General features: G+C 68.8%; 20 protein-coding genes. 12 read left to right on the forward strand and 8 right to left on the reverse strand.

Annotated features, from left to right (window positions below):
• The first annotated feature begins 272 nt into the window (after positions 1-272).
• Positions 273-1,037: a phosphatase PAP2 family protein gene (locus tag OG555_RS27605; protein ID WP_329475456.1), complete on the forward strand. Its 765-nt coding sequence runs from the start codon at positions 273-275 to the stop codon at positions 1,035-1,037.
• Here the strand turns inward: OG555_RS27605 and OG555_RS27610 are convergent.
• The gene (locus tag OG555_RS27610; RefSeq protein WP_329475457.1) at positions 989-3,175 is read right to left on the reverse strand and encodes a bifunctional SulP family inorganic anion transporter/carbonic anhydrase; all 2,187 of its coding nucleotides are present in this window, start codon (positions 3,173-3,175) and stop codon (positions 989-991) included. The two genes, OG555_RS27605 and OG555_RS27610, sit on opposite strands and share 49 nt — an antisense overlap.
• Positions 3,176-3,329: 154 nt before the next feature.
• Positions 3,330-4,661 carry a nuclear transport factor 2 family protein gene (locus OG555_RS27615; RefSeq protein ID WP_329475458.1) on the reverse strand — a complete coding sequence of 444 codons (1,332 nt, stop codon included), beginning with the start codon at positions 4,659-4,661 and terminating at the stop codon, positions 3,330-3,332.
• A 93-nt stretch (positions 4,662-4,754) separates the two neighbouring features.
• Here OG555_RS27615 and OG555_RS27620 point away from each other — a divergent pair, with 93 nt between their 5' ends.
• The gene (locus OG555_RS27620) at positions 4,755-5,135 is read left to right on the forward strand and encodes a winged helix-turn-helix transcriptional regulator (RefSeq protein ID WP_329475459.1); all 381 of its coding nucleotides are present in this window, start codon (positions 4,755-4,757) and stop codon (positions 5,133-5,135) included.
• A gap of 8 nt (positions 5,136-5,143) precedes the next feature.
• The gene (locus OG555_RS27625; RefSeq protein WP_329475460.1) at positions 5,144-5,917 is read left to right on the forward strand and encodes an SDR family NAD(P)-dependent oxidoreductase; all 774 of its coding nucleotides are present in this window, start codon (positions 5,144-5,146) and stop codon (positions 5,915-5,917) included.
• A 2-nt stretch (positions 5,918-5,919) separates the two neighbouring features.
• Here OG555_RS27625 and OG555_RS27630 read toward each other — a convergent pair whose 3' ends face one another.
• Together OG555_RS27630 and OG555_RS27635 are read right to left on the reverse strand one after the other, a co-directional pair.
• Positions 5,920-6,675: a DUF427 domain-containing protein gene (locus tag OG555_RS27630; RefSeq protein WP_329475461.1), complete on the reverse strand. Its 756-nt coding sequence runs from the start codon at positions 6,673-6,675 to the stop codon at positions 5,920-5,922.
• 62 nt (positions 6,676-6,737) lie between these two features.
• Complete coding sequence (locus OG555_RS27635) at positions 6,738-8,804, reverse strand: fibronectin type III domain-containing protein (protein WP_329475462.1); 2,067 nt, start codon at positions 8,802-8,804, stop codon at positions 6,738-6,740.
• A 173-nt stretch (positions 8,805-8,977) separates the two neighbouring features.
• Between OG555_RS27635 and OG555_RS27640 the strand changes: the two genes are divergently transcribed.
• On the forward strand, positions 8,978-10,525 hold the full coding sequence (locus OG555_RS27640; protein ID WP_329484882.1) for a lysyl oxidase family protein: 1,548 nt from the start codon (positions 8,978-8,980) through the stop codon (positions 10,523-10,525).
• A 132-nt stretch (positions 10,526-10,657) separates the two neighbouring features.
• Positions 10,658-12,223, forward strand: coding sequence for a N,N-dimethylformamidase beta subunit family domain-containing protein (locus OG555_RS27645; protein ID WP_329475463.1), 1,566 nt, complete (start codon positions 10,658-10,660; stop codon positions 12,221-12,223).
• A gap of 56 nt (positions 12,224-12,279) precedes the next feature.
• Here the strand turns inward: OG555_RS27645 and OG555_RS27650 are convergent, their stop codons facing one another.
• A complete protein-coding gene (locus OG555_RS27650; protein ID WP_329475464.1) occupies positions 12,280-13,803 on the reverse strand; it encodes an MFS transporter in 1,524 nt (507 codons plus the stop codon).
• A 124-nt stretch (positions 13,804-13,927) separates the two neighbouring features.
• Here OG555_RS27650 and OG555_RS27655 point away from each other — a divergent pair, with 124 nt between their 5' ends.
• Positions 13,928-14,800 (forward strand): LysR substrate-binding domain-containing protein, encoded by an 873-nt coding sequence (locus OG555_RS27655; RefSeq protein WP_329475465.1) that lies wholly within the window; start codon positions 13,928-13,930, stop codon positions 14,798-14,800.
• On the opposite strand, the gene OG555_RS27660 is transcribed toward OG555_RS27655, so the two are convergent.
• Entirely contained in the window at positions 14,797-15,609 is an 813-nt protein-coding gene (locus OG555_RS27660; protein WP_329475466.1) for a UbiA family prenyltransferase, read from the reverse strand. The genes OG555_RS27655 and OG555_RS27660 overlap by 4 nt on opposite strands.
• 18 nt (positions 15,610-15,627) lie before the next feature.
• Between OG555_RS27660 and OG555_RS27665 the strand changes: the two genes are divergently transcribed.
• The 3 genes from OG555_RS27665 to OG555_RS27675 are packed head-to-tail and all read left to right on the forward strand — an operon-like array spanning position 15,628 to position 18,345.
• Positions 15,628-16,674: a type III polyketide synthase gene (locus OG555_RS27665; protein WP_329475467.1), complete on the forward strand. Its 1,047-nt coding sequence runs from the start codon at positions 15,628-15,630 to the stop codon at positions 16,672-16,674.
• Positions 16,674-17,192, forward strand: coding sequence for an isoprenylcysteine carboxyl methyltransferase family protein (locus OG555_RS27670; protein ID WP_329475468.1), 519 nt, complete (start codon positions 16,674-16,676; stop codon positions 17,190-17,192). The genes OG555_RS27665 and OG555_RS27670 overlap by 1 nt, the downstream gene beginning before the upstream one ends.
• Positions 17,193-17,247: 55 nt before the next feature.
• The gene (locus tag OG555_RS27675; protein ID WP_329475469.1) at positions 17,248-18,345 is read left to right on the forward strand and encodes an NAD(P)/FAD-dependent oxidoreductase; all 1,098 of its coding nucleotides are present in this window, start codon (positions 17,248-17,250) and stop codon (positions 18,343-18,345) included.
• Between the two features lie 294 nt (positions 18,346-18,639).
• On the opposite strand, the gene OG555_RS27680 is transcribed toward OG555_RS27675, so the two are convergent.
• Positions 18,640-20,187, reverse strand: a complete 1,548-nt coding sequence (locus OG555_RS27680) for a helix-turn-helix domain-containing protein (protein WP_329475470.1) — start codon at positions 20,185-20,187, stop codon at positions 18,640-18,642.
• A 90-nt stretch (positions 20,188-20,277) separates the two neighbouring features.
• Here OG555_RS27680 and OG555_RS27685 point away from each other — a divergent pair, with 90 nt between their 5' ends.
• The 3 genes from OG555_RS27685 to OG555_RS27695 all read left to right on the forward strand — a co-directional run bounded on the left by OG555_RS27685 (position 20,278) and on the right by OG555_RS27695 (position 23,275).
• The gene (locus tag OG555_RS27685; protein WP_329475471.1) at positions 20,278-21,543 is read left to right on the forward strand and encodes an NAD(P)/FAD-dependent oxidoreductase; all 1,266 of its coding nucleotides are present in this window, start codon (positions 20,278-20,280) and stop codon (positions 21,541-21,543) included.
• Between the two features lie 288 nt (positions 21,544-21,831).
• Complete coding sequence (locus tag OG555_RS27690; RefSeq protein ID WP_329475472.1) at positions 21,832-22,233, forward strand: VOC family protein; 402 nt, start codon at positions 21,832-21,834, stop codon at positions 22,231-22,233.
• A gap of 307 nt (positions 22,234-22,540) precedes the next feature.
• On the forward strand, positions 22,541-23,275 hold the full coding sequence (locus tag OG555_RS27695) for a hypothetical protein (protein ID WP_329475473.1): 735 nt from the start codon (positions 22,541-22,543) through the stop codon (positions 23,273-23,275).
• A gap of 10 nt (positions 23,276-23,285) precedes the next feature.
• Here the strand turns inward: OG555_RS27695 and trxA are convergent, their stop codons facing one another.
• Positions 23,286-23,675, reverse strand: coding sequence for a thioredoxin (gene trxA, locus OG555_RS27700; RefSeq protein WP_329475474.1), 390 nt, complete (start codon positions 23,673-23,675; stop codon positions 23,286-23,288).
• Positions 23,676-23,814 lie beyond the last annotated feature (139 nt).

A 23,814-nucleotide genomic window follows, 5' to 3' on the forward strand; every position in this document is an offset into this window, starting at 1 on the left:
CTTCGAGCTACTCCCAACCACCCTGAGCGAACCGAGTGGCGGGCCTGGTCTCCGTAGGTGTGAATTGGTTCATATTCTTCGCAACTATCAGCAGGTTGCGATAATTTGAAAGAGTGCCAGGGATCACAAGGAAAACGAATGACCGTTCTTGATTTTCGGGCGGCCGTCGGAGCAGGGTGGAAGTTCGGAGAACGAGTGTTCGGTTTGAGCTGGGGGTCGGCGTGGCGCAGATGACTCTGGAGCGGGTGGGACAACCGTCATCACGTCCGACGGTGACCAGACCGCCGGGCGGAATCTGGCGGGTCGTGCGGGAGATCGCACTGCTGGCGGTGCTGTTCGGGGTGTACAACCTCGGCCGATTCCTGTCCGCGGAGCACACCGGATCGGCGTACAAGCATGCCGATGAGCTGATCCGCTGGGAGAACTGGCTCGGCCTGCCGAGCGAGGCGGCCGTGCAGCAGCAGGCGTTGCGGGTCCACGGTTTGGCCGACCTCGCCAATGTGTTCTACGCGAGTGTGCACTTCCCGCTGACGGCGCTGGTGCTGCTGTGGTTGATGATCCGGCGGCCGGTTGAGTACGGGAAAGCGCGTTGGGCGCTCGCGTCGCTGACCGGGCTGGCCTTGATCGGGCACATGTTCTTCCCGCTCGCGCCGCCGCGGATGATGCCGGGTTGGGTGGACACCGGCGTACTGCTCGGCCAGTCCGTGTACGGAGCGAGCACCGACTCGGGAGTCGCGAACCAGTTCGCCGCGATGCCGAGCCTGCACGTCGGCTGGGCGTTCATGGTCGCGGTGTTCCTGATCCGGGCCACTCGCTCGCGTTGGCGCTGGTTGTGGATGGCACACCCGCTGCTCACGTTCACGGTCGTCGTCGTGACCGCCAACCACTACTGGCTCGACGGCCTGGTCGCGATCACCCTGGCACTCCCGCTGCTCCTGCTCTTCGACGCGCGGCGGGTACGCATCCCCGCCGACGTCTCCCAGCTCGATCAGCGTCTGCCCGCGGTGGCGAGTTCCTCGTCGGCGCGGACCAGATAGGGCTCGCGGTCGAGCACCAGCCGGGCCGCGGCCGCACCGATGTCGAACCACAGCCCGATCAGTTCGAGCCGCCCTTCGGCCTCTGCCGTGCGGACACAGGCGAAGCTGCGAAGGTTCGCCAGTTGTACGCCGACATTCGCGACGGACAGCTTGTCGGCCGGGGACAACTTCACGCCGGTCGCCGGGTCGACGATGTCCGGCAGCCCGACCGCACGGCGTACCGAAGGCTCGAGGTGACGTAGCCAGTTCTGCAGGCCGGAACCGGCCGGGACGTTCGCCTCCAGTGCGGCCGCGGCGGCGCCGCAGTGCGAGTGACCGCAGACCACGATCGACTTCACGCCGAGGACGTCGACGGCGTACTCGATCGCGGCGTCGACGGAGTTGCTGTTCGAGCCCTTCGGTGGAACGAGGTTGCCGATGTTCCGCACGCAGAACTGATCGCCTGGACCGCTGGTCGTGATCATCGTCGGCACGATCCGCGAATCGGCACAGGTGATGAACAGCTGCGCCGGCCGCTGCCCGTCCGCCGCCAGCTTCGCGAGCATCGGCCGGATCAGCTCGGCCGAGGCCTCGAACTCACGGATCCCGTCCAGCATCGAGACCCGCTGGTCGGGCTCGGGGATGACCTGGGGTTGCCAGGGCATCAGCCGCCGCGCCGGATCGAAGTGCATCGCCGCTCGGAACGCCGCCCGGTTGAGCTCGACCGAACCACCGCGGGCGATGTGTCCACGCCGCCAGTCCTCGATCGCTTCGTACGCCGCATGGTCGAGATGGTCGACGTCCAGGTTGACCCGGACGCGGGCGCCGGCTGGGATCGACCGCAGTGTCCGGACGAGCGACGCAACCCCGAGGAACACGAGCGTGCCGCGGATCCGCACGGTCCACAGCCCGTCGTTCTCGGTTGTGGTCACTGTCGCCCGGGCGAGTCGGTACAGCACGCGCACGATCGCGAGCGCCAGTCCGGCCAGGACACCTTCGGCCAGTCCGAGTACGGCGACGCCCGCCGCGGTCACGATGTACACGAGCAACTCGTCGTGCCGGCGCAACGTGCGGATGTGGGCGAGCTGAACCAGGCGCAATCCGGTGACGAGCAGGACGCCGGCCAGCGCGGCCATCGGGATCAGCTCGAGCATCGAGCCGGCCGCGAGGACGAACGCGGCGATCCAGAGGCCGTGCAGGACCGCGGCGGCGCGGGTCCGCGCGCCGGCCGTGACATTGGTGGAGCTGCGCACGATCACGCCGGTCACCGGCATGCCGCCGAGCGCTCCGGACACCGCATTCGCGGCGCCCTGGCCGATCAATTCGCGATCGAGGTTGCTGCGCCGGCCGCGATGAAGCTTGTCCACGGCAACGGCCGACAGGAGCGACTCGACACTGGCGACCAGGGCAACGGTCAGCACCGCGGTCACGATCTCCCACGGCGTGCCATCGGGGATCGCGGGCATGATCAGTTCCTGCAGCGGCCGGTCGGGTAGAGCGACCCTGGCGACGTCGACCATGAAGACCGCGGCCGGCGCGGTCACCGCGACCACGGCGACCAGCGGTGCCGGAATCACCTTGACCTTGGGCAGTCTGGGCCACGCCAGCACGATGGCGACGGTCAGTACGCCGACCACGACGGAGTGACCGTGATGGGCGATCAGCTGCGTGGGCAGCGCGGCCACATTCTCGATCAGGGAACTCTGCGCCTTGCCGCCGAGCACGACCTGCACCTGCTGGACGGCGATCGTCACGCCGATGCCTGCGAGCATGCCGTGCACCACGGCGGGAGACAGGGAGAGGGCGAGCCGCCCGATCCGGGTGACGCCCAGCAGGATCTGCACGAGGCCGGCGGCGCAGGTGATGCCGGCGGTCGCGGCCCAGCCGAACTGACCGACCAGGCCGGCGACGACAACGGTCAGGCCGGCGGCCGGACCGCTGACCTGCAACGGGGAGCCGCCGAGCACACCGGCGACCACCCCACCGACCACCGCGGCCACCAGGCCGGCGATCAGCGGGGCGCCGGAGGCGGCGGCGATCCCCAGCGAGAGCGGTACTGCGATCAGGAAGACCACCAGCGAGGCAGGGAGGTCGTGGTGAAGAACGGACCGCCAGGAAACGCGTTCGGTGGCGGTAGGAGAAGGTGACGTGGTCGGCACGGGTCCTCCGGCGTCGGGTGCTCTGGGCAACTGCTCGGGCATCAGGCGTCGAAACAAAGAGTGTCGATCTGGTGACCCATCGTACTGACCCGATCAAAGCCGGAGTAGCGCCGATTCCAATTCGTTGCCTGGGGCGCCGAAAGCTGACGATTGCTCAGGGCATCGATTCGCCGGCGAACAGGACCCGGCGGGCGTGGTCGGTGTCGAGGTACTCCCGGACCGCGACGATCAGGCCGTCCCGAACGGTGAAGACTCCGCCACATTTGTTGTCGTAGGCACCACCGGCGCGGGCGGTCGCCTGTGCGGTCCACTCGGCGAACACCTGCTCGCCGTCGGCGATGACGTTGACGAGCCTGATCGTCACCGGCGTACCGGGGGCGAAGAGGTTGCCGGCGGCCGCACCGAGGAACTCGTCGACGACCATGTCCCGTCCCTTCCAGTCTCCGGACAGCGGGAGGTCACCGGGATACGTCCACACGACGTCGGGCGCGAAACTGGCGCGGATCGTCGGCAGATCACCCGCCGCCACCGCCTCGACGTACCGGGTCACAACGGTCTTCGGATCCATCGGTGGTGCTTCCTCCTCATGCAGGGTCAGTACGGCGTTGCCGCGGATGCGACGCTCACGCAGGTCATCGAGTACGACGTCCGTCCAGGACCAGTCCTCGACGCGGCCGAGCTCCGGGTGGAGCCGGCCGGACGCAACCAGCCGGACCAGCGTTGCCAGGTCCTCGTCGTCGCGGCCGTGGACGTAGTGGAAGTGCCGGATGCGCGCCGCCTCGGGAGCGGTGAAGAAGTCGAAGAAATCGAGCGTCACCGGTTGCCGGCTGACCTCGCCGAACCAGATCAGGTCACCACCCGGTACCAGCTTCGACAACGCGACCGGCAGGCTCTGGCCGCCGACGGATTCGAAGACGAGGTCGTACGGTCCGGGTGCGTCCGCGACGTCGTACACGAGATCCTGGGCACCGAGTTCGAGCAGTCGCTCGCCGCGGGCGGGGGACGAGACGACGGCCGTGACGGATGCGCCGGCGCCGGCCGCGAGTTCGGTGAAATAGTGGCCGACTCCGCCGGACGCGCCGGTCAGGAGGATCCGCCGTCCGATCACGCTGCCCGCCGTACGCAGCAAGCGCAGCGCGGTCAGTCCGGCCAGCGGGAGCGCGGCGGCCTGCGCGAAGGAGATGGTGTCCGGCAGTACGGCGACCTGGGTGGCCGGTGCGGTCACGCGCTCGGCCCAGCCCGAGTGTGGGAGATGAGCGACCACGCGGGTGCCGACCGGCGGACCGTCAGGGGTGGCCTCGATCACCCGGCCGGCGATGTCCTTGCCGGGTCGCCACCCGTCCTGCGGCCGCTCCAGCTGGAACGTCTCACCGCGGTTGATCGAGAACGCCGCGACCTCGATCACCATCTCGTCCGCGCCCGGCCGGACGTCGTCGACCTCCGCGAATCCGATCCTGCCGGTGTCCACCGGAACCACTGCTCTCATGGCCGTCCTGCTCCTTCACCTAGACTCGGCAATGACGCTACGAACCGATCGTGGCGGGCGGAAGACAGCACTAATTACTGCCATAGGCACCGAATGGATACCGACCAGGTCAGAGGTAGGTGGGACGCCACGAAAGGCGCCTGCCCGACGCGTCAGGTGCTCGGCCGGATCGGCGACACCTGGACGATGCTGGTGATCAGCACGCTCGAGAAGGGCGGCACGCTGCGCTCCGGCCAGCTCAAGTCGATCATCGAGGGCATCACCCAGAAGATGCTCACCCAGACGCTGCGCAACCTCGAGCGGGACGGCGTCGTCCGGCGTGATGTTCTTCCTACTGTGCCGGTGACGGTCAGCTATACGCTGACCCCGCTCGGCCTGAGCCTGGCGGCGGCCGTCGCGACGATGCGGACCTGGGCCTACGACCACATGGACGAGATCGCCGCCGCCCGCGACGAGTACGACGCCAACACCTGAGGAGTCACGTGGATCTGCAACTGTCCGGGAAGACCGCGGTCGTCACCGGAGCGAGCAAGGGCATCGGCCTGGCCTGTGTGGAGGCGCTCGCCTGGGAGGGTGCGAAGGTGATCGGGATCTCCCGTGACGCCGGGAACCTGGCGAAGGCGCAGGAGGAGCTTGCGGCCAAGGGCCTGAGCTTCGAGGTGCAGGCGGTCGACCTCACCGATCCCGATGCGACCACGGCGGCGTTCGAGCGGATCGGCGTACCGGACATCCTGATCAACTGTGCGGGTGCGGCCCGGCGGACGCCCGTCGACGAGTTGGGCAGCACGACGCTGCACGCCGCGATGGAGGCGAAGTACTTCACCTACATGCACGCGACCGAGGCGGTCATCCGCGGGATGGCCGAGCGCGGCAGCGGCGCGATCGTGAACGTGGTCGGCCAGGGCGGCCGCGCGGCGAACCCGCTGCACATCGGCGGCGGCGCGGCCAACGCGGCGCTCATGCTGGCATCGGTCGGCTACGCCAAGGCGTACGCCGCGCAGGGCGTCCGGGTGAACGTGATCAACCCCGGCACGACCCGGACCTCCCGCGTCGACGAGGGCCTCGAGGCGGCAGTCCGCGCGACCGGCCGTCCCAAAGAGGAACTGCTGCGGGATCTCGTCGCCGAGATCCCGCTCGGCCGCGCCGGCGAACCGAGCGAGGTCGCCGACGTCGCCGTCTTCCTCGCGTCCCCACGGGCCAGCTACGTCACCGCCTCGATCATCACCATGGACGGCGCCACCACCGCCGCCATCTGAGCTCAGTTCGGCGGGCCTGCGCTGATCTCGCGGTCGGAGAACGCGGTGATGGGACGGGCCTGCGGCTCGCCGTCGATGGTCAGGTCGACCTTCTCGTTGAAGAAGGAGACGAGGCCGGTGATCGGCAGCAGCGGAGCGGTCGGGAAGTCGTACGACCAAGCGAGATCGCGGCGGTCGCCGACGGACCAGTAGTCGGACGTCCGGCCCTTGTACGGGCACGCGCTCCGGGTGTCGCTCGGGGTCAAGTGCTCGAAGTTCACCTCGGTCCGCGGGAAGTAGTAGCGCGGCGGCAGCCCGGTCTCGAACACGATCACCGTCGAGCGGGACTCGGCCAGCTGCGTCCCGTCCAGTTCGACCTTGACGTGCCGGCCGGACCGGATCGCGTCACACCTCGCATACGGGTTGCGCGGATGGACGAAGACTTCCTCATCCTCCTCGAACCAGCTGTCGAGAGCGTCGAATTGGAACCGCACCCGGTCCTTTGCGACACCCTCGTCGTACACCCAGGCCTTGCCGGATCCGGCGTTGTGCACCCGCGCGACCCCGTGCTCGAACTCCTTCGTCTCGCCGGTGTCGGTCAGTACGCCGTCCGCCACGTCCGCGAGCGGGATGTAGTACTGCGGGTACGGCGGGAACTCCCACAGATAGATCGCGTCCGTCGTGTCGAGAACGACGCGGTTGCCAAGGGTCGCGCGCACCCGGCGGGGGACCGGAACGGTTCCGCCGGGTGGCACGAGTGCTTCTGGATAGGCGCTCATGAATCCATCGTCCGTCATACCTCGCCACTACGGCAGACGTCGTACGAACGGTTCCGGAACGGTCAGACGGTGATCCAGTCGATGTCGGCGATGTAGCCGGCCGGGTTGCTGACCTTGATCGAGTTGGCTCCGGCGGTCAGCTTCATCGGGAGGTAGGTCACCTGCGGCGTTCCCCAGTCGTTGTCGCCGAGACCGGAGTAGTTGGCCCAGTAGGTGTCGGTGCCGTTCACCGTGAGCATGCTCTGCCGGCTGGTGTCGCCGTCGGTGTAGGCGATCTTGACCAGGTACGTGCCGCTGGCCGGGACCGTGATGTTGTTGAGCGTCACCGTGGCGTCGTACCCGATGTTGCCGATCTTCGCGCCACCCGAGCACAGGGTGCACCCGGAGATGCCCGCGTTCCCGGTCAGCGTGCTGGTCGGCGCCTCGGCCTCGTACCGGACCGGTCCACCCGACTTCGCGGTGAACATGGTGACCGGAGCACTGGCGTCCGACGTAGGGCCGCCGTTCACACCCTTCACCGTGAAGGTGTACTGCGTCTGCGGCAGCAGCCCGGTCACCACGGCGCTCGTGGTCGAGCTGGTCGCCACCTGCTTGCCATTGGCAAACACCTTGTACGACGAGGCGCCGGTGCTCGGCCGCCAGGTCAGCGACGTGGTGGTGCGGCTGACGTCCGTCGCGGTCAGGTCGGCCGGCTTGGTCGGACCTGATGTGTCGTTCGGCGTGATCTTGTAGAGCTTCGACCCGTGGGCCGGCAGCGCGGCGGAGACCTGGCCGGACACGTTCCGGGTGTTCTGGTCCGCCCAGATGTCGCGGACGGTCGCCTTGCCGGTGATGCCCAGCTGGTCGAGGCTGCCGGTCACCGTGGCCGGGGTGTCGGCCAGGTTGAACAGTGCGACCGTGACGCTGCCGTCGGCGTTCTTGGCGTACCAGGTCTGCTGAAGCTGGTCCTGATTGAGCGGGCGGGCCGGGTTGCCGGACTGGTCGATCGCGATGACCTCGCGGTTGGTCAGCAGCTTCAGGCCGTACGCGTCGAGTTTGGTCAGGTCGTCACCGGCGAACAGGGGTGCCGCGTTGATCGCCCAGAACGTCATATAGCTCTGCCGTTCGGCGTCGGTGAGGCCGTCCATAGGGCCGACGCCGACGTTGAGCGCGTCCAGGTTGTTCCAGTGCCCGGGGCCGGCGTCGTCGATCCACTGCGGCAGATCCCACCAGCGCGCCTTCACCGAGCTGTCCCAGCGGACGATCGTGTCGCAGTAGCACTCCACGTCGGTGTCGATCCGCCAGCCGTTCGAGTTCTGCTTCCAGACGTCGGCGTACCGGTGACTCAGCGACCAGGACAGCGTGTACATCATCGGGCGGCCGGCGTTCTGCACCGCGCGCCACCAAGCCTCGATGTCCTCGGTGTTGTTGTGGTTCGGGTCGTCCGGAGCACCCTTCCAGGAACCCGGTCCGACGCCGTCCATCTTGATGAAGTCCACGCCCCAGCTTGCGAAGAGCTTGGCGATCGAGTCGGCGTACTTCTGCGCGCACGGGCTCTCGTAGTTGATCTTGTACGCCGCGTCCCAGCCGTTGGTCTTGCGCAGGTCCGGGTAGACGATGTCGCGGGTGAAGCAGCCAGGTGCGTCGTAGATCGGCGTGTTGCCGTCGCGGTAGACGTCCGTACCCAGGCCGACGGTGGTGTAGATGCCGAACTTCAGCCCGAGCTTGTGGATGTCGTCGCCGACTGCCTTCATCCCGCGGGGGAAGCGCTTCGCCATGGCGACCGGGCGGCCGTACTCGTCGCCGCCGTCCTGCCAGCCGGCGTCGACGTTGATGTACTCGTAGCCGTACGGCTTGAGCTTGGTCGCCAGCGCCTGCGCCTGGGTGAGGATGTTCTGCTCACTGATGAAGCTGCCGGGGCCGTCCGGGTTCACGCCGGGGTAGTTGGTGGACTGCAGACTCCAGCTGCTCCAGCCCATATACGGCTTGGCGGCGACCTGTGGGTACTTGGCTGGTACGGGCTTCTGGGCTTGGACGACAACGGGTTGGGCTGCGTCGGCGGGAGCGATCGCGGCTGCGGTCGACACCAGGGCGACGGCGGCCAGCACGATCGTGCAGTGTCTGATCGAGGCGGGGTTGCGGAGAGACATTCGATGATCCTCCAGGGGAGGAGAGGGCGGACTCGGCCGAGCCTAGGGTCGCTTAATTTACTGCGTCAAGTATTCGGGTCCCCTGACTTCCTGTGACACGACTGCCATCGAACCTTCATCAACTTCGTTCCGCGGCCCGGACGTCGTACGAGCGAAGGGACCGGCTCGTGAGGATGCCGGTCCGCAGAGCAGGAGGGGGTTCCATCATCAGTACCTCAAGGAAACTCGGCCGGACGGCGATCGCCGCGGCCGGAGCGGCCGGATTGGTCGCGATCGCCGCACTCGGTGCGTCGGCGGCGTCGTCGAGTACGACGGCGACCGCGCGGCCGGCGCTGAAGTTGGTTGCCGGAAGCACCGATGTCACGCTGGACAGCATCCCCGACTACGGCGTCGACCTGGATCTCGGCACCCACGTGGTGGCCGGCAACGCGCCGATCGAGGTGCGGGCGACGCGGGCGTCGTACAAGTCGCCGGTCGTTGCGAAGCAGTACGTCAACGGGAAGCCGGCGCGCATCCTGCCCAAGGGCTTGGTCACGGACTTCTCCGGGCTGGGGAAGTTCCTGCACATCACCATGACCGATGCGTCCGGCAAGCAGGTGCTCGACCAGGATCAGTCGGTGTGCCTGAACGGTGAGGGGTCGCGGACCCGTCCCGATGCGCCGGCGACCTCGCCGTACCCGGAAGGCTGTTCGGCGAACCCGTTCACGCAGGGCGCGGTCTGGGGTCTGCAGACCGGCTGGTCGTCGAACACGTTCAGCGGGTACGGCGCTCCGGTGAAACTTGCCGTGGGCAAGTACAAGGCGACCGTCACGGTCAGCAAGGCGTATCGCGACTTCTTCAAGATCGGTGCGTCCGACGCGGCACTCAGCTTGAACGTGACCGTGCAGCAGAGTGACGGCTGTGGCGACGGGCACGGTGTCCGCGGCTGCCTCGCCGCCGCTCAGCAGAAGACGACCGCGGCGGGCTCGGTGGCGCCGAAGCCGAACGCGACCCGACCGACCGGGAAGCCGAGCGTGCCGAAGGGGCCGAAGCCGGACCTCCGGCCGGTGCCCGCGTGGGGCATCGAGGTCCTTCCGGGCGACGAAGGTACGCCGGACGCGCAGAAGGACTTCCTGCAGTTCTCGGCGACCGTGTGGAACGCGGGTCCGTCGCCGCTCGTCCTGGATGGGTTCCGGCAGCAGGGCAAGGACTTGATGGACGCGTACCAGTATTTCTACGATGCGAACGGCAAGCAGGTCGGCTACCGGAACACCGGCACGCTCGAGTGGGACGGCCGCGACGGTCACAACCACTGGCACTTCACCGACTTCGCCCGCTACAGCCTGCTGAACTCGAAGCAGACCGAGGTGGTCCGCAGTCAGAAGGAGGCGTTCTGCCTGGCCGCGACGGACTCCATCGACTACACGGTGAAGAACGCCAACTGGCACCCGCAGAACACCGACCTGCACACAGCGTGCGGCAACCACGGATCGCTGTCGGTCCGCGAGGTCCTGGACGTCGGCTCCGGCGACACCTACGTGCAGTCCCTGCCCGGCCAGTCCTTCGACGTGACGGACCTGCCGAACGGCACGTACTACGTCCAGGTCACGGCCAACCCGGAGAACCGCTTGTTCGAAGCGAGCACCAAGAACAACGTGGCGCTCCGCGAGGTCGTCCTCGGCGGCACCAAGCACCACCGCACCGTCAAGGTTCCGCCGGTCGGCGTGATCAACGTTCCCTGATGCCGCCCAGGCTGGTCGGTCGACCAGCACCTCGCGCCCCCGGTTCGGTCCGGCCGGGGGCGCGAGCCCCTCAGCGTTTTCCAAGGCATGCTGTGGCTACGATGCTCGAACGACGATCCAGAGGAGTGGATAGTGCGCCGCTGGGTCTTGGTGACGGTACTGGCGTTGGTCGCCGCTGCGGCCGGGTGTCACTCCGCCGGTCAGGAGCCGCCGGCCGCGTCGCCGACGGGTCGCGCGAGCTCACCGCCGACGCCACCGGTCCGCGCCAGTGGCGGGATCGCCCTCGCTGAGAATGCGAAGCTCGGTACGACGCAGTGGGTTCTGCCCGCGAACCGGCTGGCCGGCCCCGTCGAGCTCGCCGGGTACACCGACCGGGTCAGTGTCCGCAGCGGCCAATCGTTCCGGCTGTACGTGACCTCGACCGCCGGCGCCTTCACCGTGCGTGCGTTCCGGATCGGCTGGTACGGCGGAAAGGGGGCGCGACTGGTATGGACCTCGCCGGCCGTTCCCGGTCTGGTGCAGCCGGCGCCGACCGTGGGTGCTGACCGCATGGTCAGCACGAATTGGCATCCCTCGCTCACCGTGCCCACGACAGGCTGGCCCGCCGGCGCCTACCTGCTGCTGCTCACCGCGGCGAACGGCAAGGAGAAGTACGTCCCGATCACGATCCGCTCGGATTCGACGCGCGGGGCTGTCGTCATCGTCGATGCCGTCAACACCTACCAGGCGTACAACGCCTGGGGTGGCTACTCGCTCTACCACGGCCCGCACAACTCGTTCGCGACTCGCGCGTACCGGGTGAGCTTCGACCGGCCGTACGACCGTGATGGTGCGCATCTCCTGGTGCAGTCCGAGCTGCCGCTGATCCAGCTCGCCGAGCAGAGCGGCGTACCGCTGGCTTATCTGACCAGCTTCGACCTGGACACCGATCCGCACGCGCTCGCCGGCGCGCGAGGGATCGTGTCGGGTGGGCATGACGAGTACTGGACCACCGGGATGCGGGCAGCCGTCACCAAGGCCCGCGACGCGGGCACGAACGTCGCGTTCCTCGGCGCCAACGCGGTCTATTGGCGGGTCCGCTACGAACCTGGCCGACTGGGCTCGCAGCGTGTACTGGCCGGCTACAAGGATGCTTCCGCGGATCCGCGGAAGCATCGGCCGGACACGACGGTGAAGTGGCGAAGCGTTCCGTTCCCGAGTCCGGAGAACAGCCTGACCGGCATGCTGTACGAGTGCTTCCCGGCGGAGGGATCGTTCGTCGTCCGGGATCCCGGGTTCTTCCTGTTCGCCGGGACCGGCGCGGCCAGGGGATCGTCGTACCCAGGCCTGGTGGCGACGGAGATCGATCGTGCCTATCCGATCGCGGGTACGCCGGCCAACCTCCAGGTGGTAGCGCATTCGCCGGCCACCTGCGGGCCGGGGCGGCGTACGTTCTCGGATGCGACGTACTACACGGTGCCGTCCGGAGCCGGTGTGTTCGACGCCGGTTCGATGGAGTGGGTGCGCGCGCTCCACGGGCCGGACTCCAAGCACTCGCTCAAAGCGCCGACGGTCGCGTTCGCCCGGACAGTGACGCTGAACCTGGTTCGGGCGATGGCGACCGGTCCGCTCGGCCATGGCCATCCCGCCCGCGGGGACCTGGCCGCGCTGGGCGCGTCGACGGACACGTCCACCGGCACGGGTGGCCGCGTCGGCTGATCATCGATTGCCCGGGACAGGGCCGAGAGGCAGCTTCGCGGCCCTGTCCCGGACGGCTAGTGGTGTTGCGGGCGGCGGCGCGGCCGCAACGGCCGGGTGTGCGGGTCCGTGCGAGCGTGCTGACGGCGTCCGATGACGAACGGCCGGGATGTCCACGGCGCCGGGATGCCGGTGGGGGCCGAGAGCTGGATCGAGGCCTGCTCGAGGTTGAGGCGGACCGGGGCCTGATGCCAGGGCGAGCGGGTGCGGACCACAACCAGCCGGAAGCGGCCGTCGCGGCGGAGGCGGAGGGCGATCGCGATGGTCGCCACGGCCGGGATCAGACCGGCGAGCAGCAGCGCCGAGCGGGCGCCGAAGTGCTGGGCGAGGAACCCGACCGTCGGACCGCCGATCGCGCCGCCGCCGATGAACACCAGGTTGTAGATCCCGGACACCCGCCCACGCAGTCCGTCCGGCGTGGTCAGCTGGACCATCGACTGCGCCGCGGTGAGGAACATCAGGGTCGCCATGCCCATCGAGGCCAGCACCGGGATGAAGGTCCACAGCGACGGCTGGATCGCGGCCAGCACCTGGGTGATCGTGAGCAGGCAGGCGATACCGATCAGGTTGCGCAGGCGGGTCGGCCGGACCCGGCGCGCAGACAGCAACGCACCGGTCAGCGCCCCGGCCGCGACCACCGAGTTGAGTACGCCGTACCCCGACGCGCCGGTGTGGAAGACCCGGTCGGCGAACGCCGTCAGCGTCACCGGCAGGCTGATCGTGAACATCCCGTAGATGCCGACCAACGCGATCGCCCACCGGACCGCCGGCTCCTGGAACGCGTACCGCACACCGTCGCGCAGCCCGTCCCGGATCCGCATCCCGGCGCTCGCCCTGCGGGCGGCGTGCAGCCCGGGCATCTCGCTCTCCCGCATCCGCAGCAGGGCGCTGATCGAAGCGAAGAAGGTGCAGGCGTTGAGCGCGAACGCCCAGCCGGTGCCGATCGAGCCGAGCAGCAGGCCGCCGAGCGCCGGGCCGATCAGGCTGCCCAGCTGGAACGTCGACGACACCATGCTGATCGCGTTCCGGACCCGGTCCTTGCCGACGAGTTCGGTGACGAAGGACTGCCTGGTCGGATTGTCGACAGCGGTGGCGAAGCCGAGGAACAGGGCCATCGTGTACACCTGCCAGACCTGCACCTGGCCGGTGAACGCGAGGGTCGCCAGTACGGCGGCCGCCATGCCCATCGTGGTCTGGGTGCAGAGCAGGACCTTCCGCTTCGGGAAGCGGTCCGCGATCACACCGCCGAACAGGCCGAGCAGGAGGGTAGGGAGAAACTGCAGCGCGGTGGTGATGCCGACCGCGGTGGCGCTGCCGGTGATCGTGAGCACCAGCCAGTCCTGCGCGATGCGCTGGATCCAGCCACCGGTCGAGCTGACCAGCAACCCGCTGACCAGGAGGCGGAAGTTGCGGACCTGCAGTGCGCTGAAGGTGTCCTTGAAGCCGGGACGCCGCTGGGTCTCGCGGAGTTCGGCCGGGTTGGTGGTGCGGTGGGTGTGGAAGTCGGTGGACGGGACAGTACCGGTGGCCCGGGTGGTCAAGAGCGATCCCTACACGAGTGGACTGGTCAGGGGAGGACATCTCCATCCTCAGGGTTCGGTCCTGAATTCTGACAGCGAATTACTCCTATTAGTCTTATTGCGTCACGTAATGGGAGGTGCATCGATGTACGACCCGGACCAGCTGCGCACGTTCCTGGCGGTGGCCCAGTCGCTCAGCTTCACCCAGGCCGCCGACCGGCTGGGCATCCGGCAGCCGACGGTCAGTCAACATGTCCGCAAACTCGAGGTGGCCGTCGGGCGGCCGTTGTTCGTGCGGGACACCCGGACGGTGACGCTGACCGCGGACGGCGAGGCGATGGCCGGGTTCGCCCGGACCATCCTGGCCGCGCACGAGGAGGCGGCCGGGTACTTCACCGGCTCCGAGCTGCGCGGCCGGCTGCGCTTCGGCGTGACCGACGACCTGGCGCTCACCCCGCTGCCGCGGATCCTGCGCGACTTCCGCCAGCTCTACCCGCGGATCGACCTCGAGCTGACCGTTGCCCAGAGCCCGAACCTGCTCCGCCGGGTCGAGTCCGGCCACCTGGACCTCGCGTACGTGAAGCACGGCGCCGGCGGCGGCTACGAGCCGAACGGACGGCTGGTACGGCGGGACCCGCTGGTCTGGGCCGGGATCTCCGGGACCCGGATCGCCCCCGACGGCCCGGTTCCGCTGGTCGCCTATCAGGCACCGTCGCTCAGCCGGTCGCTCGGTGTGCAGACGCTCGAGCAGGCGGGCCGGTCCTGCCGGATCACCTGCATCGTCCGGGGTGTGAACGGCGTACTCGCGGCAGTCCGGGCCGGACTGGGGATCGCGATCTTCGCCCGGTCGCTGATGCCCGCCGACCTGGTCGAGCCGCCGCCGAGCGCCGGACTGCCGGAGCTCCCGTCGATCGACCTGGTGCTGATCACCAACCCGCGGGCCGCGAAGAAGCCGGCCGAGGCGCTCACCGCCGCCATCCTGGGCAGCAACGCACCGCTCAAGCCGGACGCCGCCTAGACCAGTGCGTCGCCGCGGAGCACCAAGCTGATGATGCTCACCGCGGCGATCGCGATCGTGACCACGAACGGCGCGTCCCGCCACGCCACGATCACGACGAGCAAACCGGCGACCACTACGAGCGCGATCCATCCGATCACTCCGACCGCACCGGCCGGCGCGATCACCAGCAGCGCGGTCGCCGCCGCCAGCGGCAGCGGCGCAATCAGCCGGGCATAGGGGCCGAGCCGCTGCGGCCAGCCCCGCACACCGGTCGCCAGGTCGTCGTCCAGATCGGGTACGACGTTTGCCAGATGGGCACCGATCCCGAGTAAGGCACCGGCCGCGGTCGCCCACCAGGGAGCCCAGACATCGGCCGTGCCGAGCGTGACGAACGAGGGCAGTGCACCGAACGCGACGGCGTACGGAAGCCAGGAGATCGCGGTCGATTTGAGCCCGAGGTTGTACGCCCAGGCGCAGGCGACGAAGAGCAGATGCATCAGGCCGGCCGCGATCCCGTTCGCGAGCGAGAGCGGGATGGTGACGACCAGCATGACGCCGGCGCCGACGGCGAGGGTACGGCGACTCACCAGTCCACGCACCACTGGTTTGTCCTGACGGTTCACAATGGTGTCTCGGGCGGCATCAATCGCGTCATTGCTCCAGCCGATCGAGAGGTGGCCGGTGAGGATCGTTGCTGCGACGAGGAGACACCCGGCGGGGCTTCGCCCGGTCGACCAAGCGAGGGCCGTGACCAGCACGGTGACGGCGACTGTCGGTCCCGGGTGGCATGCGAGGGCGAGACCACGGACTGTCCGCAGGATGCTCACCAACGTAACGATGCCACGATGACGCGGATCGCCGCGGTCCGGCCCGCGTTGCCGCCGTACCGCTATCCGCAGTCCGAGCTGACCGCCGCCTTCGCGGACATCTGCCTGCCGGACGGCAATGGGACCGCGCTGCTCCGCCGGCTGCACGCGAATGCCGGGGTCTCGTTTCGGCACCTCGCGTTGCCGCTCGAGGAGTACGCCGTACTCAAGGACTTCGGGGACGCGAACGACGCGTGGATTGCGACTGCCGTGGATCTCGGAGCCGAGGCGGTCGCCGGAGCGGTGGCGGACGCCGGGCTGACGCTCGACGATGTGGATGTCCTGATGTTCACCACGGTGACCGGGGTGGCCGCGCCGTCGATCGACGCACGGGTGGCGGTGCGGCTGGGGTTGCGGGAGGACGTCAAGCGCCTGCCGTTGTTCGGACTGGGCTGTGTGGGTGGGGCTGCGGGCATTGCCCGGTTGCACGACTACTTGCTCGCTTGGCCGACGCATGTCGCCGTACTGCTGTCGGTGGAGTTGTGTTCGCTGACCCTGCAGCGGGACGACTCGTCGTTGCCGAACCTCGTGGGTGGGGCGTTGTTCGGGGACGGCGCGGCGGCCGTGGTGCTGACCGGCTCGGAGCACCCGCTGGCGTCGGGGCCGTCGGTGGTGGCGACGCGGAGCCGGTTGTATCCGGACTCCGAGCGGGTGATGGGGTGGGACGTCGGGTCGGGCGGGTTCCGGATCGTCCTCGGGGCGGATGTGCCCGACGTGGTTCGGACCTATCTCGGTGGTGATGTGCGGACCTTTCTCGGGTCTTATGGCTTGACCGTGCCGGAGATCGGGACCTGGGTGAGTCATCCGGGCGGGCCGAAGGTGCTGGAGGCCGTGGCGGAGACGTTGGAGCTGCGGCCGGGAGCCCTGGACCTGACCTGGAAATCGCTCGATGCGGTCGGCAACCTGTCGTCCTCCTCGGTCCTCCACGTCCTCGGTGACACGCTCGGGCTGGATCCTTCAGGCATGGGACTGCTCCTCGCCATGGGCCCGGGTTTCTCGTCCGAGCTCGTCCTCCTGGAGTGGTGATGTCTTCCTACGCCTGGTATGTGGTGCTGGTCCTGCTCGTCGGCGGTGAGCGCGTGGCCGAGCTGGTGGTGTCGCTGCGCAACGCCAGGTGGAGCTTCGCGCACGGTGGTGTGGAGTCGGGGCGCGGGCATTACCCGTTCATGGTCGTCTTGCACACCGGTCTTCTCGCCGGCTGTCTGGTGGAGGCGGCGCACCGGCCGTTCATCCCGGCACTCGGCTGGACGATGCTCGCCGTCGTCCTCCTGTCGCAGGGCCTGCGCTGGTGGTGCATCACGGTCCTGGGGCACCAGTGGAATACCCGGGTGATCGTTGTCCCCGGCCTCCACTTGGTTGCGCGCGGCCCGTACCGCTGGATCCGCCACCCCAACTACGTGGCGGTCGTCGCCGAGGGCATCGCCCTCCCACTGGTCCACACTGCCTGGATCACCGCCCTGGTCTTCACCGTCCTCAACATCCCCCTCCTCGCCATCCGCATCCGCTGCGAAGACGCGGCCCTGACCGCCGCCGTGGTCAAGTGATCGCTCCCGGCCCACCCACATGACGCACCCCGGCACCGGCTCGGCTCGACCCGATGTGGATCTCCTGGTTGCGGGCGCCGGCCCCGCCGGCGCGGCCACGGCGATCCGCGCGGCCCTGGCCGGCTTGTCGGTCGTCGTCGTCGAGCCCCGCTCGGCTCCTATCGACAAGGCCTGCGGTGAGGGGATCGCCCACAGCGCCGCCGACTACCTCACGCGTCTCGGTGTGGAGCTGACCGGACGCCCGTTTCACGGCATCCGCTATCTCGACGCTGTGCACCAGGTGGACGCTCGGTTTCGGGCCGGCCCGGGCCTGGGCGTCCGCCGTACGACCCTGCATCAGGCTCTGACTGATCGGCTGGCCGAGCTCGGAGTGCCGGTACTTCGGACCCGAGTAGGGCCGATCATCCAGAACACCACCTCGGTGACCGCCGCCGGCCGCACAGCCCGCTACCTCGCGGCCGCGGACGGCCTACACTCACCCATCCGCCGCCAGCTGGGCCTCGCCCGCCATCCGGCCGCCGCCGACGGTCTGCACACATCCATCCGCCGTCAGCTGAGCCTCGCCCGCCCGGATCGCTCCACCCGCCTCTCCTCGCCCACCTCCGAGGTCCGCCGCGGGCTGCGGCAGCACTTCTTCGTCTCTCCCTGGACAGACCTCGTAGAGGTCTACTGGTCGCAGCTGGGGGAGGCGTACGTGACACCGGTCGCGGAGGACCTCGTCGGGGTTGCGATCCTCACCTCGGCGCGCGGGAGCTTCGAGTCGCACCTCGACGCGTTCCCGGCGCTCAAGCGTCGCCTGCACGACGCTCGTCCCGCCGGTGCCGTCATGGGTGCCGGCCCGCTGCGCCAACGAGTCCGCGGACGCGTGGCCGGCCGGGTTCTGCTGGTCGGGGACGCCGCCGGGTACGTCGACGCGCTGACGGGCGAAGGGATCGCGGTGGCGCTCCGGACGTCGGCGGAGCTGGTGGAGTGCGTCCGGAAGGATCGCCCGGAGGACTACGAGGCCGCCTGGCGGCGCGTCTCCTGGGAGTGCCGGTTGCTCACCGGTTCGTTGCTCTGGGCCCGCAACCGGCCGTTGCTCGCTCCCCGTATCGTCCCCGCCGCCGCGCTGCTCCCCGGCGTCTACGCGACGATCGTGAACCGGTTGTCCTGAGCAATTAATCGGGGCCCGGCGATCGCTCAGACAATCGCCGGGCCCACGAGAGGCCCGAGCTTCCTGGTGAAAAGCTCGGACCGGCCGTTCCAGCCTCCTGGTGAAAGGCTGGACCGGTGCCCCAGCTTCCTGGTGAAAAGCTGGGACAGTCCTTGGGGGTGGTGCTCGGTGTTTCTGAGGAAGACTTAATCAGCCCGATGTTGCTCATCCGTTGCCGGAATGTGAAGGCTTGTTACACAGGGATGTGGCGAAGATCTCAGCGCTGTTGGGAACTCGTGAGAAGCGCTCCGGGGCTCAGTGTTCGGTGCGCACTGCCGCGATCTGCAACTGCAACGCCAGGCGTTCGCGCGGGTCCGCCAGATCGAGTTCGGCGATCTCGCCGATCCGCTTCATCCGGTGCCGCAAGGTGTTCGTGTGCAGGTGCAGCTCCCGCGCGGCCCGCTGCGGCTGACCCGGATAGTTGAGCCACGCCTGCAACGTTTCCACGAAGCCGGTGTCGTGCTCGATGTCGTAGCGCAGCAGCGTCGCGAGCGGACCGTCCAGCTTCGTCGTGTCGAGCGAAGTGACCGCTCGGTGAACAGTCAGCACGTGCCACGCCTCTTCCACCCGCAACACCGGTCCGGGCGCGACACCCCGTCGTACCAGGCCCAGCAGCTCGATCGCCTCGGCCCGTGAGCTCGGAAGGTCGGCCGGTCCGCGGGCCGGACCACCTGCGGCAGCGATCGTGCCCGGTGTGGTCTTGGCCTGTTCCACGACGAGCTTGCGCAACCAGTTCCACGACCCAGGGCCGTCGTTGTCCGTGACGACGGCCAGCACGGTCCCGTCGAGGTCCGCGAGCTGTGGTTCGCTCCACCCGTACCGACGACCGGTCGACTCCCACAGGTCGAGTTGCTGCGGTACGTCGTACCCCTCTGGCGACCCGAGTGCGACCACACGCCACGGCTGCGGTGGAAGCCGTACGTCCACCGGATTGTCCGGGGAGAACTGCCGGAGGATCGTCCGCAGCCGGTCGATGGCACTCCGCCGCGCCACGTCCGCCTGTGCGCGCAGTCGGAGCAGGTGCAGCGCGAGTACCGATGCGGCGTTGCTGAGCTCCGCAGTGACCTCATCACTCACTGGACCGTCCACCACAGCCCAGATGGACCCCAGCCACTCGCCACCAGCCCGCACAGGTACGACGAGACGCGGGCGGATGCCGTTCGGCCCGTCAGGCACGAGGAACGGCTCGCTCGATCGCGCGAGCCGGCGGAAGATGCCACGGGCCCGGAAATGCGCGATCACCTCGGCCGGAACGCGGCGGCCGACGATGGTGGAGACGCGGGTGGGGTCGGTGAAGTCTTGACCGGAGGAGTACGCCAAGACGCGCGACTGGTTGTCCTCGATGGTGACTGGCGCGTCGACGATCGCTGCGGCGGCATCTGCCAGTGCGAAGAGCTCCTGGTGCACGCCGGCGTCACCGGCGGCGGGGGAGTCCGGTGCGGCGGCTCTGTCGATGACGCCGCGCAGCAGCCAGACCACGTGTGCCCAGGTGACGCTGGGCTGCAGTGCAACGAGGGTGAGCAGCTCTCGCTCGGCAGTTGCGACCACGGTCGGCTCGTGGGCGAGCGCCGTACGTAGGACCACGCCTGAGGCGCCGCCGGCCGCACAGCGCTCCACCAGCTCGACGGCGTCCTCGGCGTCGCGCAGGCCGAGTCCCAGGACCAGATCGCCGGGCTGACCGGTCGCGGGCTCCTGGGGGTCGGCCAGGAAGACGTCGCGGACCTCTCCGTCGCCCTTCCCGGTCACCACCACCTCGAACAGGGCTGGGCCGACGGCGACGACCAGGTCAGGCGCGGTGATCATGAGGTTATTGTGCGCTCAGCACAGTCGTTTGTCCCATTAGTGGTGTGATCGCACCATGACAGGTGCGCCTTGTGGCCGCACCATCGATACATGGTCGCTGCTGGTTCCACTCACATCGTTCCCGATCGCGTCGCCGTCGTCGGCGCGGGCATGGTCGGACTCGCCACCGCCTGGTTCCTCCAGGAGGCCGGCGTCGAGGTCACCGTGCTCGATCGCGAAGGCGTCGCCGCTGGTGCGTCCTGGGGCAACGCCGGCTGGCTCACGCCGGGCCTGGCCACCCCGCTGCCGGAACCGGCCGTCCTCAAGTACGGCGTGCGCGCGGTGCTGAGCCCGTCCTCTCCGGTGTACGTGCCGCCGACGGCGAGCCCGCGGCTGCTCAAGTTCCTCACCCGCTTCGCTCGCAACAGCACCGCCGGACGCTGGAAGACCGCGATGGAGTCGCTGGTCCCGATCAACCGGCAGGCCCTCAGTGCGTTCGACCTGCTGGCCAAGGCCGGCGTCGAGGCGGAGACATACGAGGCCAAGTCGTTCCTGGCCGCGTACCGGACCGAGGCCGAGCGGAGCGTGCTGCTCGAGGAGATCGAGCAGATCCACGCCGCCGGCCAGGGCATCGAGTTCGAGGCGATCACCGGTGACGACGCCCGTGAGATCGAGCCCTCGCTGTCCGACGAGATCGGGGCCGCGATCCGCCTGCACGGGCAGCGGTTCATCAACCCGGGCGAATACGTCCAGCTGCTGGCCGACTCGGTGATCGCTCGCGGTGGGCAGATCATCAGCGGGGTCGACGTGGTGGACATCGTGGACGAGATCCGCGGCGTCCGGCTGGTCACCGGCGACGGCGAGACCGACCCGTTCGACGCCGTCGTGATGGCGACCGGCGCGTGGCTGAACGACCTGGCTCGGGACTTCGGCGTACGCACGGTTGTCCAGGCCGGTCGTGGTTACAGCTTCAGCGTGCCGATCGCGCACGTGCCGGCCGGACCGGTGTACTTCCCGGCGCAGCGGATCGCCTGCACGCCGCTGGGCGACCGGCTCCGGGTCGCGGGGATGATGGAGTTCCGGAAGCCTGAGGCCAAGCTCGACCCGCGCCGGATCGACGCGATCGTCGAGGCTGCCCGGCCGCTGCTGCGGGACGCCGACCTGGACGCCCGGACCTTCGAGTGGGTCGGACCGCGGCCGTGCACCCCGGACGGCCTGCCGCTGATCGGTGCGACCGCGTCACCGCGCGTCTTCGCCGCCGGCGGGCACGGTATGTGGGGCATCACGCTCGGCCCGGTCACCGGTCAGCTGCTGGCCGAGACCATCACCACCGGCCGGACCCCGGCGGAGCTCCGGCCCTTCAACCCCCTGCGGTAAGGGGTAACCCCCTGCGGTAGGGGTGTGACTGCCCCGAGGTCGCGCGCCCCAGCCACGCGATCCTCCCGGCACCACCCGTCCCTCGGCTGACCGACGCCTCGGGCGCCAGGTGACTCTTCCGGACGGTCCAACCACCCCGTCCGCCAGCCTTACCGCCGGTCACCTCGGCGCTCCCGGTCAGCCCCCCGAGCGGGCCTCCTGATCAGATCCCCTGCCCAAGGGCCCGCTCGCCGTTTCTGTCGGCGGTCCGTGGCATGGTGTCCTCCCTGACGACGAGGGAGGCCTTTCATGGTGCTGCGGTGGTACACGGTCGTGATCGACTGCAACGACGTCCGGAAGCAGGCCGCCTGGTGGGCGGAGGCGTTCGGATGGCAGACGATCATCGAGACCGACGACGAGTGCGTGAACGTCCCCGGTTGGGTGACTCCGGACTCCATCCGCGACCTCCCGTGGGAGCGGATCGGGCCGGGGATGGTGTTCGTCCCGGTGCCGGAGGGCAAGACGGTGAAGAACCGCCTGCACCTCGACTTCGCGCCGCACACCAGCCAGGACCGCGACGCCGAGATCGCCCGCCTCGAAGCCCTCGGCGCCCGCCGCGTGGATGTCGGCCAGCCGGACGGGCCGAGCTGGGCCGTCCTCGCCGACCCCGAAGGCAACGAGTTCTGCGTCCTCAGCTCCCGCGACTCCTGAGGCCGTCTCGTCCGCGCCGGATGGTTGCCGAACGGCCGTCCACGGAGCACGATCGGCAACACGCCGACGAGGTGAGAGGCAACCGCTGATGCCCGACCCGAACGAACGTCCCGCAGGGCCGGAGCGCGGCTCGACGACCGGACCGAGCGGCTCCTGGCCGCTCACCCAGGAGCCGATGCCGCCCGGCATCGACCTTCCGACGACCGAGCTGCACCAGGGCGGCGGGCCGCAACCGCCGGCTCCGGGCTCCCCGAGACCGGGTGCAGCCCCTTCGCGGCGGCCTGCGAATCCCTCGCAGTCCCGGCGCGTGCGACAACCCTGGGCGGAGTCGGCGGGCAAGCGCCTGGACATCATCGCCCGCATCGCCTGCCTGTCAGCCGGTCTCGCCTTGCTGGTCGCGGCGATCGTCGCCCTCTTCGTCGAATCCGACGACGCGGCGCTGATCCCGGTACTCGCCGCCGGATTCCTGCTCGTCCTGACGCCCGCGGTCGTGGATCGCCTCCGCTCGCGGAGGGCCGGATACTTCGAGATCCACCTCATCGGCCAGATCGCCGCGAACGCGCGCAAGAGCGCCGACGCGCTGCGGCGACTCGGGATGGACCGCGAGCTCGACGCCTACGCCACGATCTACAACGAGCTCCGTGGGCCCGAGCTGGTTGTCGTGCGCGGCGAAGTGCTCGACCGGATCGTTCAGCGCGTCGCGAACGCGTCCGTGATCGAGAAGTTCGACAAGGACGAGGTCAAGGAGCTTTTCCTGCACGGTTCGCCGATCGTCCGAGTGCTCGCGCTGGGCCTGATAGAAGGCGATCTCTCGCTGATCGACAGCTCGGTCCTGCTGGACGCGATCGACCGATCGCTCACCGGCAACGAGCAGTATCACGCGCTGAAACTCGTCCGGAACGGCTGGGGATGGCTGTCACCCGACGAGCGTGGCCGGCTGCTGTCGGTCATCGAGGCCGATCCGCAGATCCAGCGGGGGCCGAGCAGAAGTGCCCTGGCACAACAAATCCGGGAGCTCGCTCAGAACTCCCGGATTCGTTGAACTGTTTGAATCAGTGCGTGTGCGGCTCGGCGCCGTGCTCCGCCTCGTGCGCGGCGATCTGCGCCCGGACATCCTCCATGTCGACCGCGCGCAGCTGGCCGATCAGGTCCTCCAGGTTCGCCGCCGGCAGCGCACCCGGCTGGGAGTACAGGACCACGCCATCACGGACCGCCATCAGGGTCGGAATCGACCGGATGTCGAACGCCTGTGCCAGCTCGACCTGAGCCTCCGTGTCCACCTTGCCGAACGTGATGTCCGAGTGCTGCTCGGACGACTTCTCGAACACGGGTCCGAACATCTTGCACGGGCCACACCACTCTGCCCAGAAATCCACCAGGATCAGGCCGTCGCTACCGACCACCTCGTTGAAATTCTCCTGGGTCAGCTCGACCGTTGCCACTACAACCTCCGAAAGTAGACGAGTACAGCGCTTTCAACACCGGACCGTCCCCGAGTGTTCCCGGGAGTACAGCGGTCACACCGCACCACGTCGTACGCCTAGGAGATGACCGGAATGCGGATCAGAGGCTGTGACCTGG

Origin of the sequence: Kribbella sp. NBC_01484 (assembly GCF_036227145.1) — a bacterium.
GTDB lineage: Bacteria > Actinomycetota > Actinomycetes > Propionibacteriales > Kribbellaceae > Kribbella.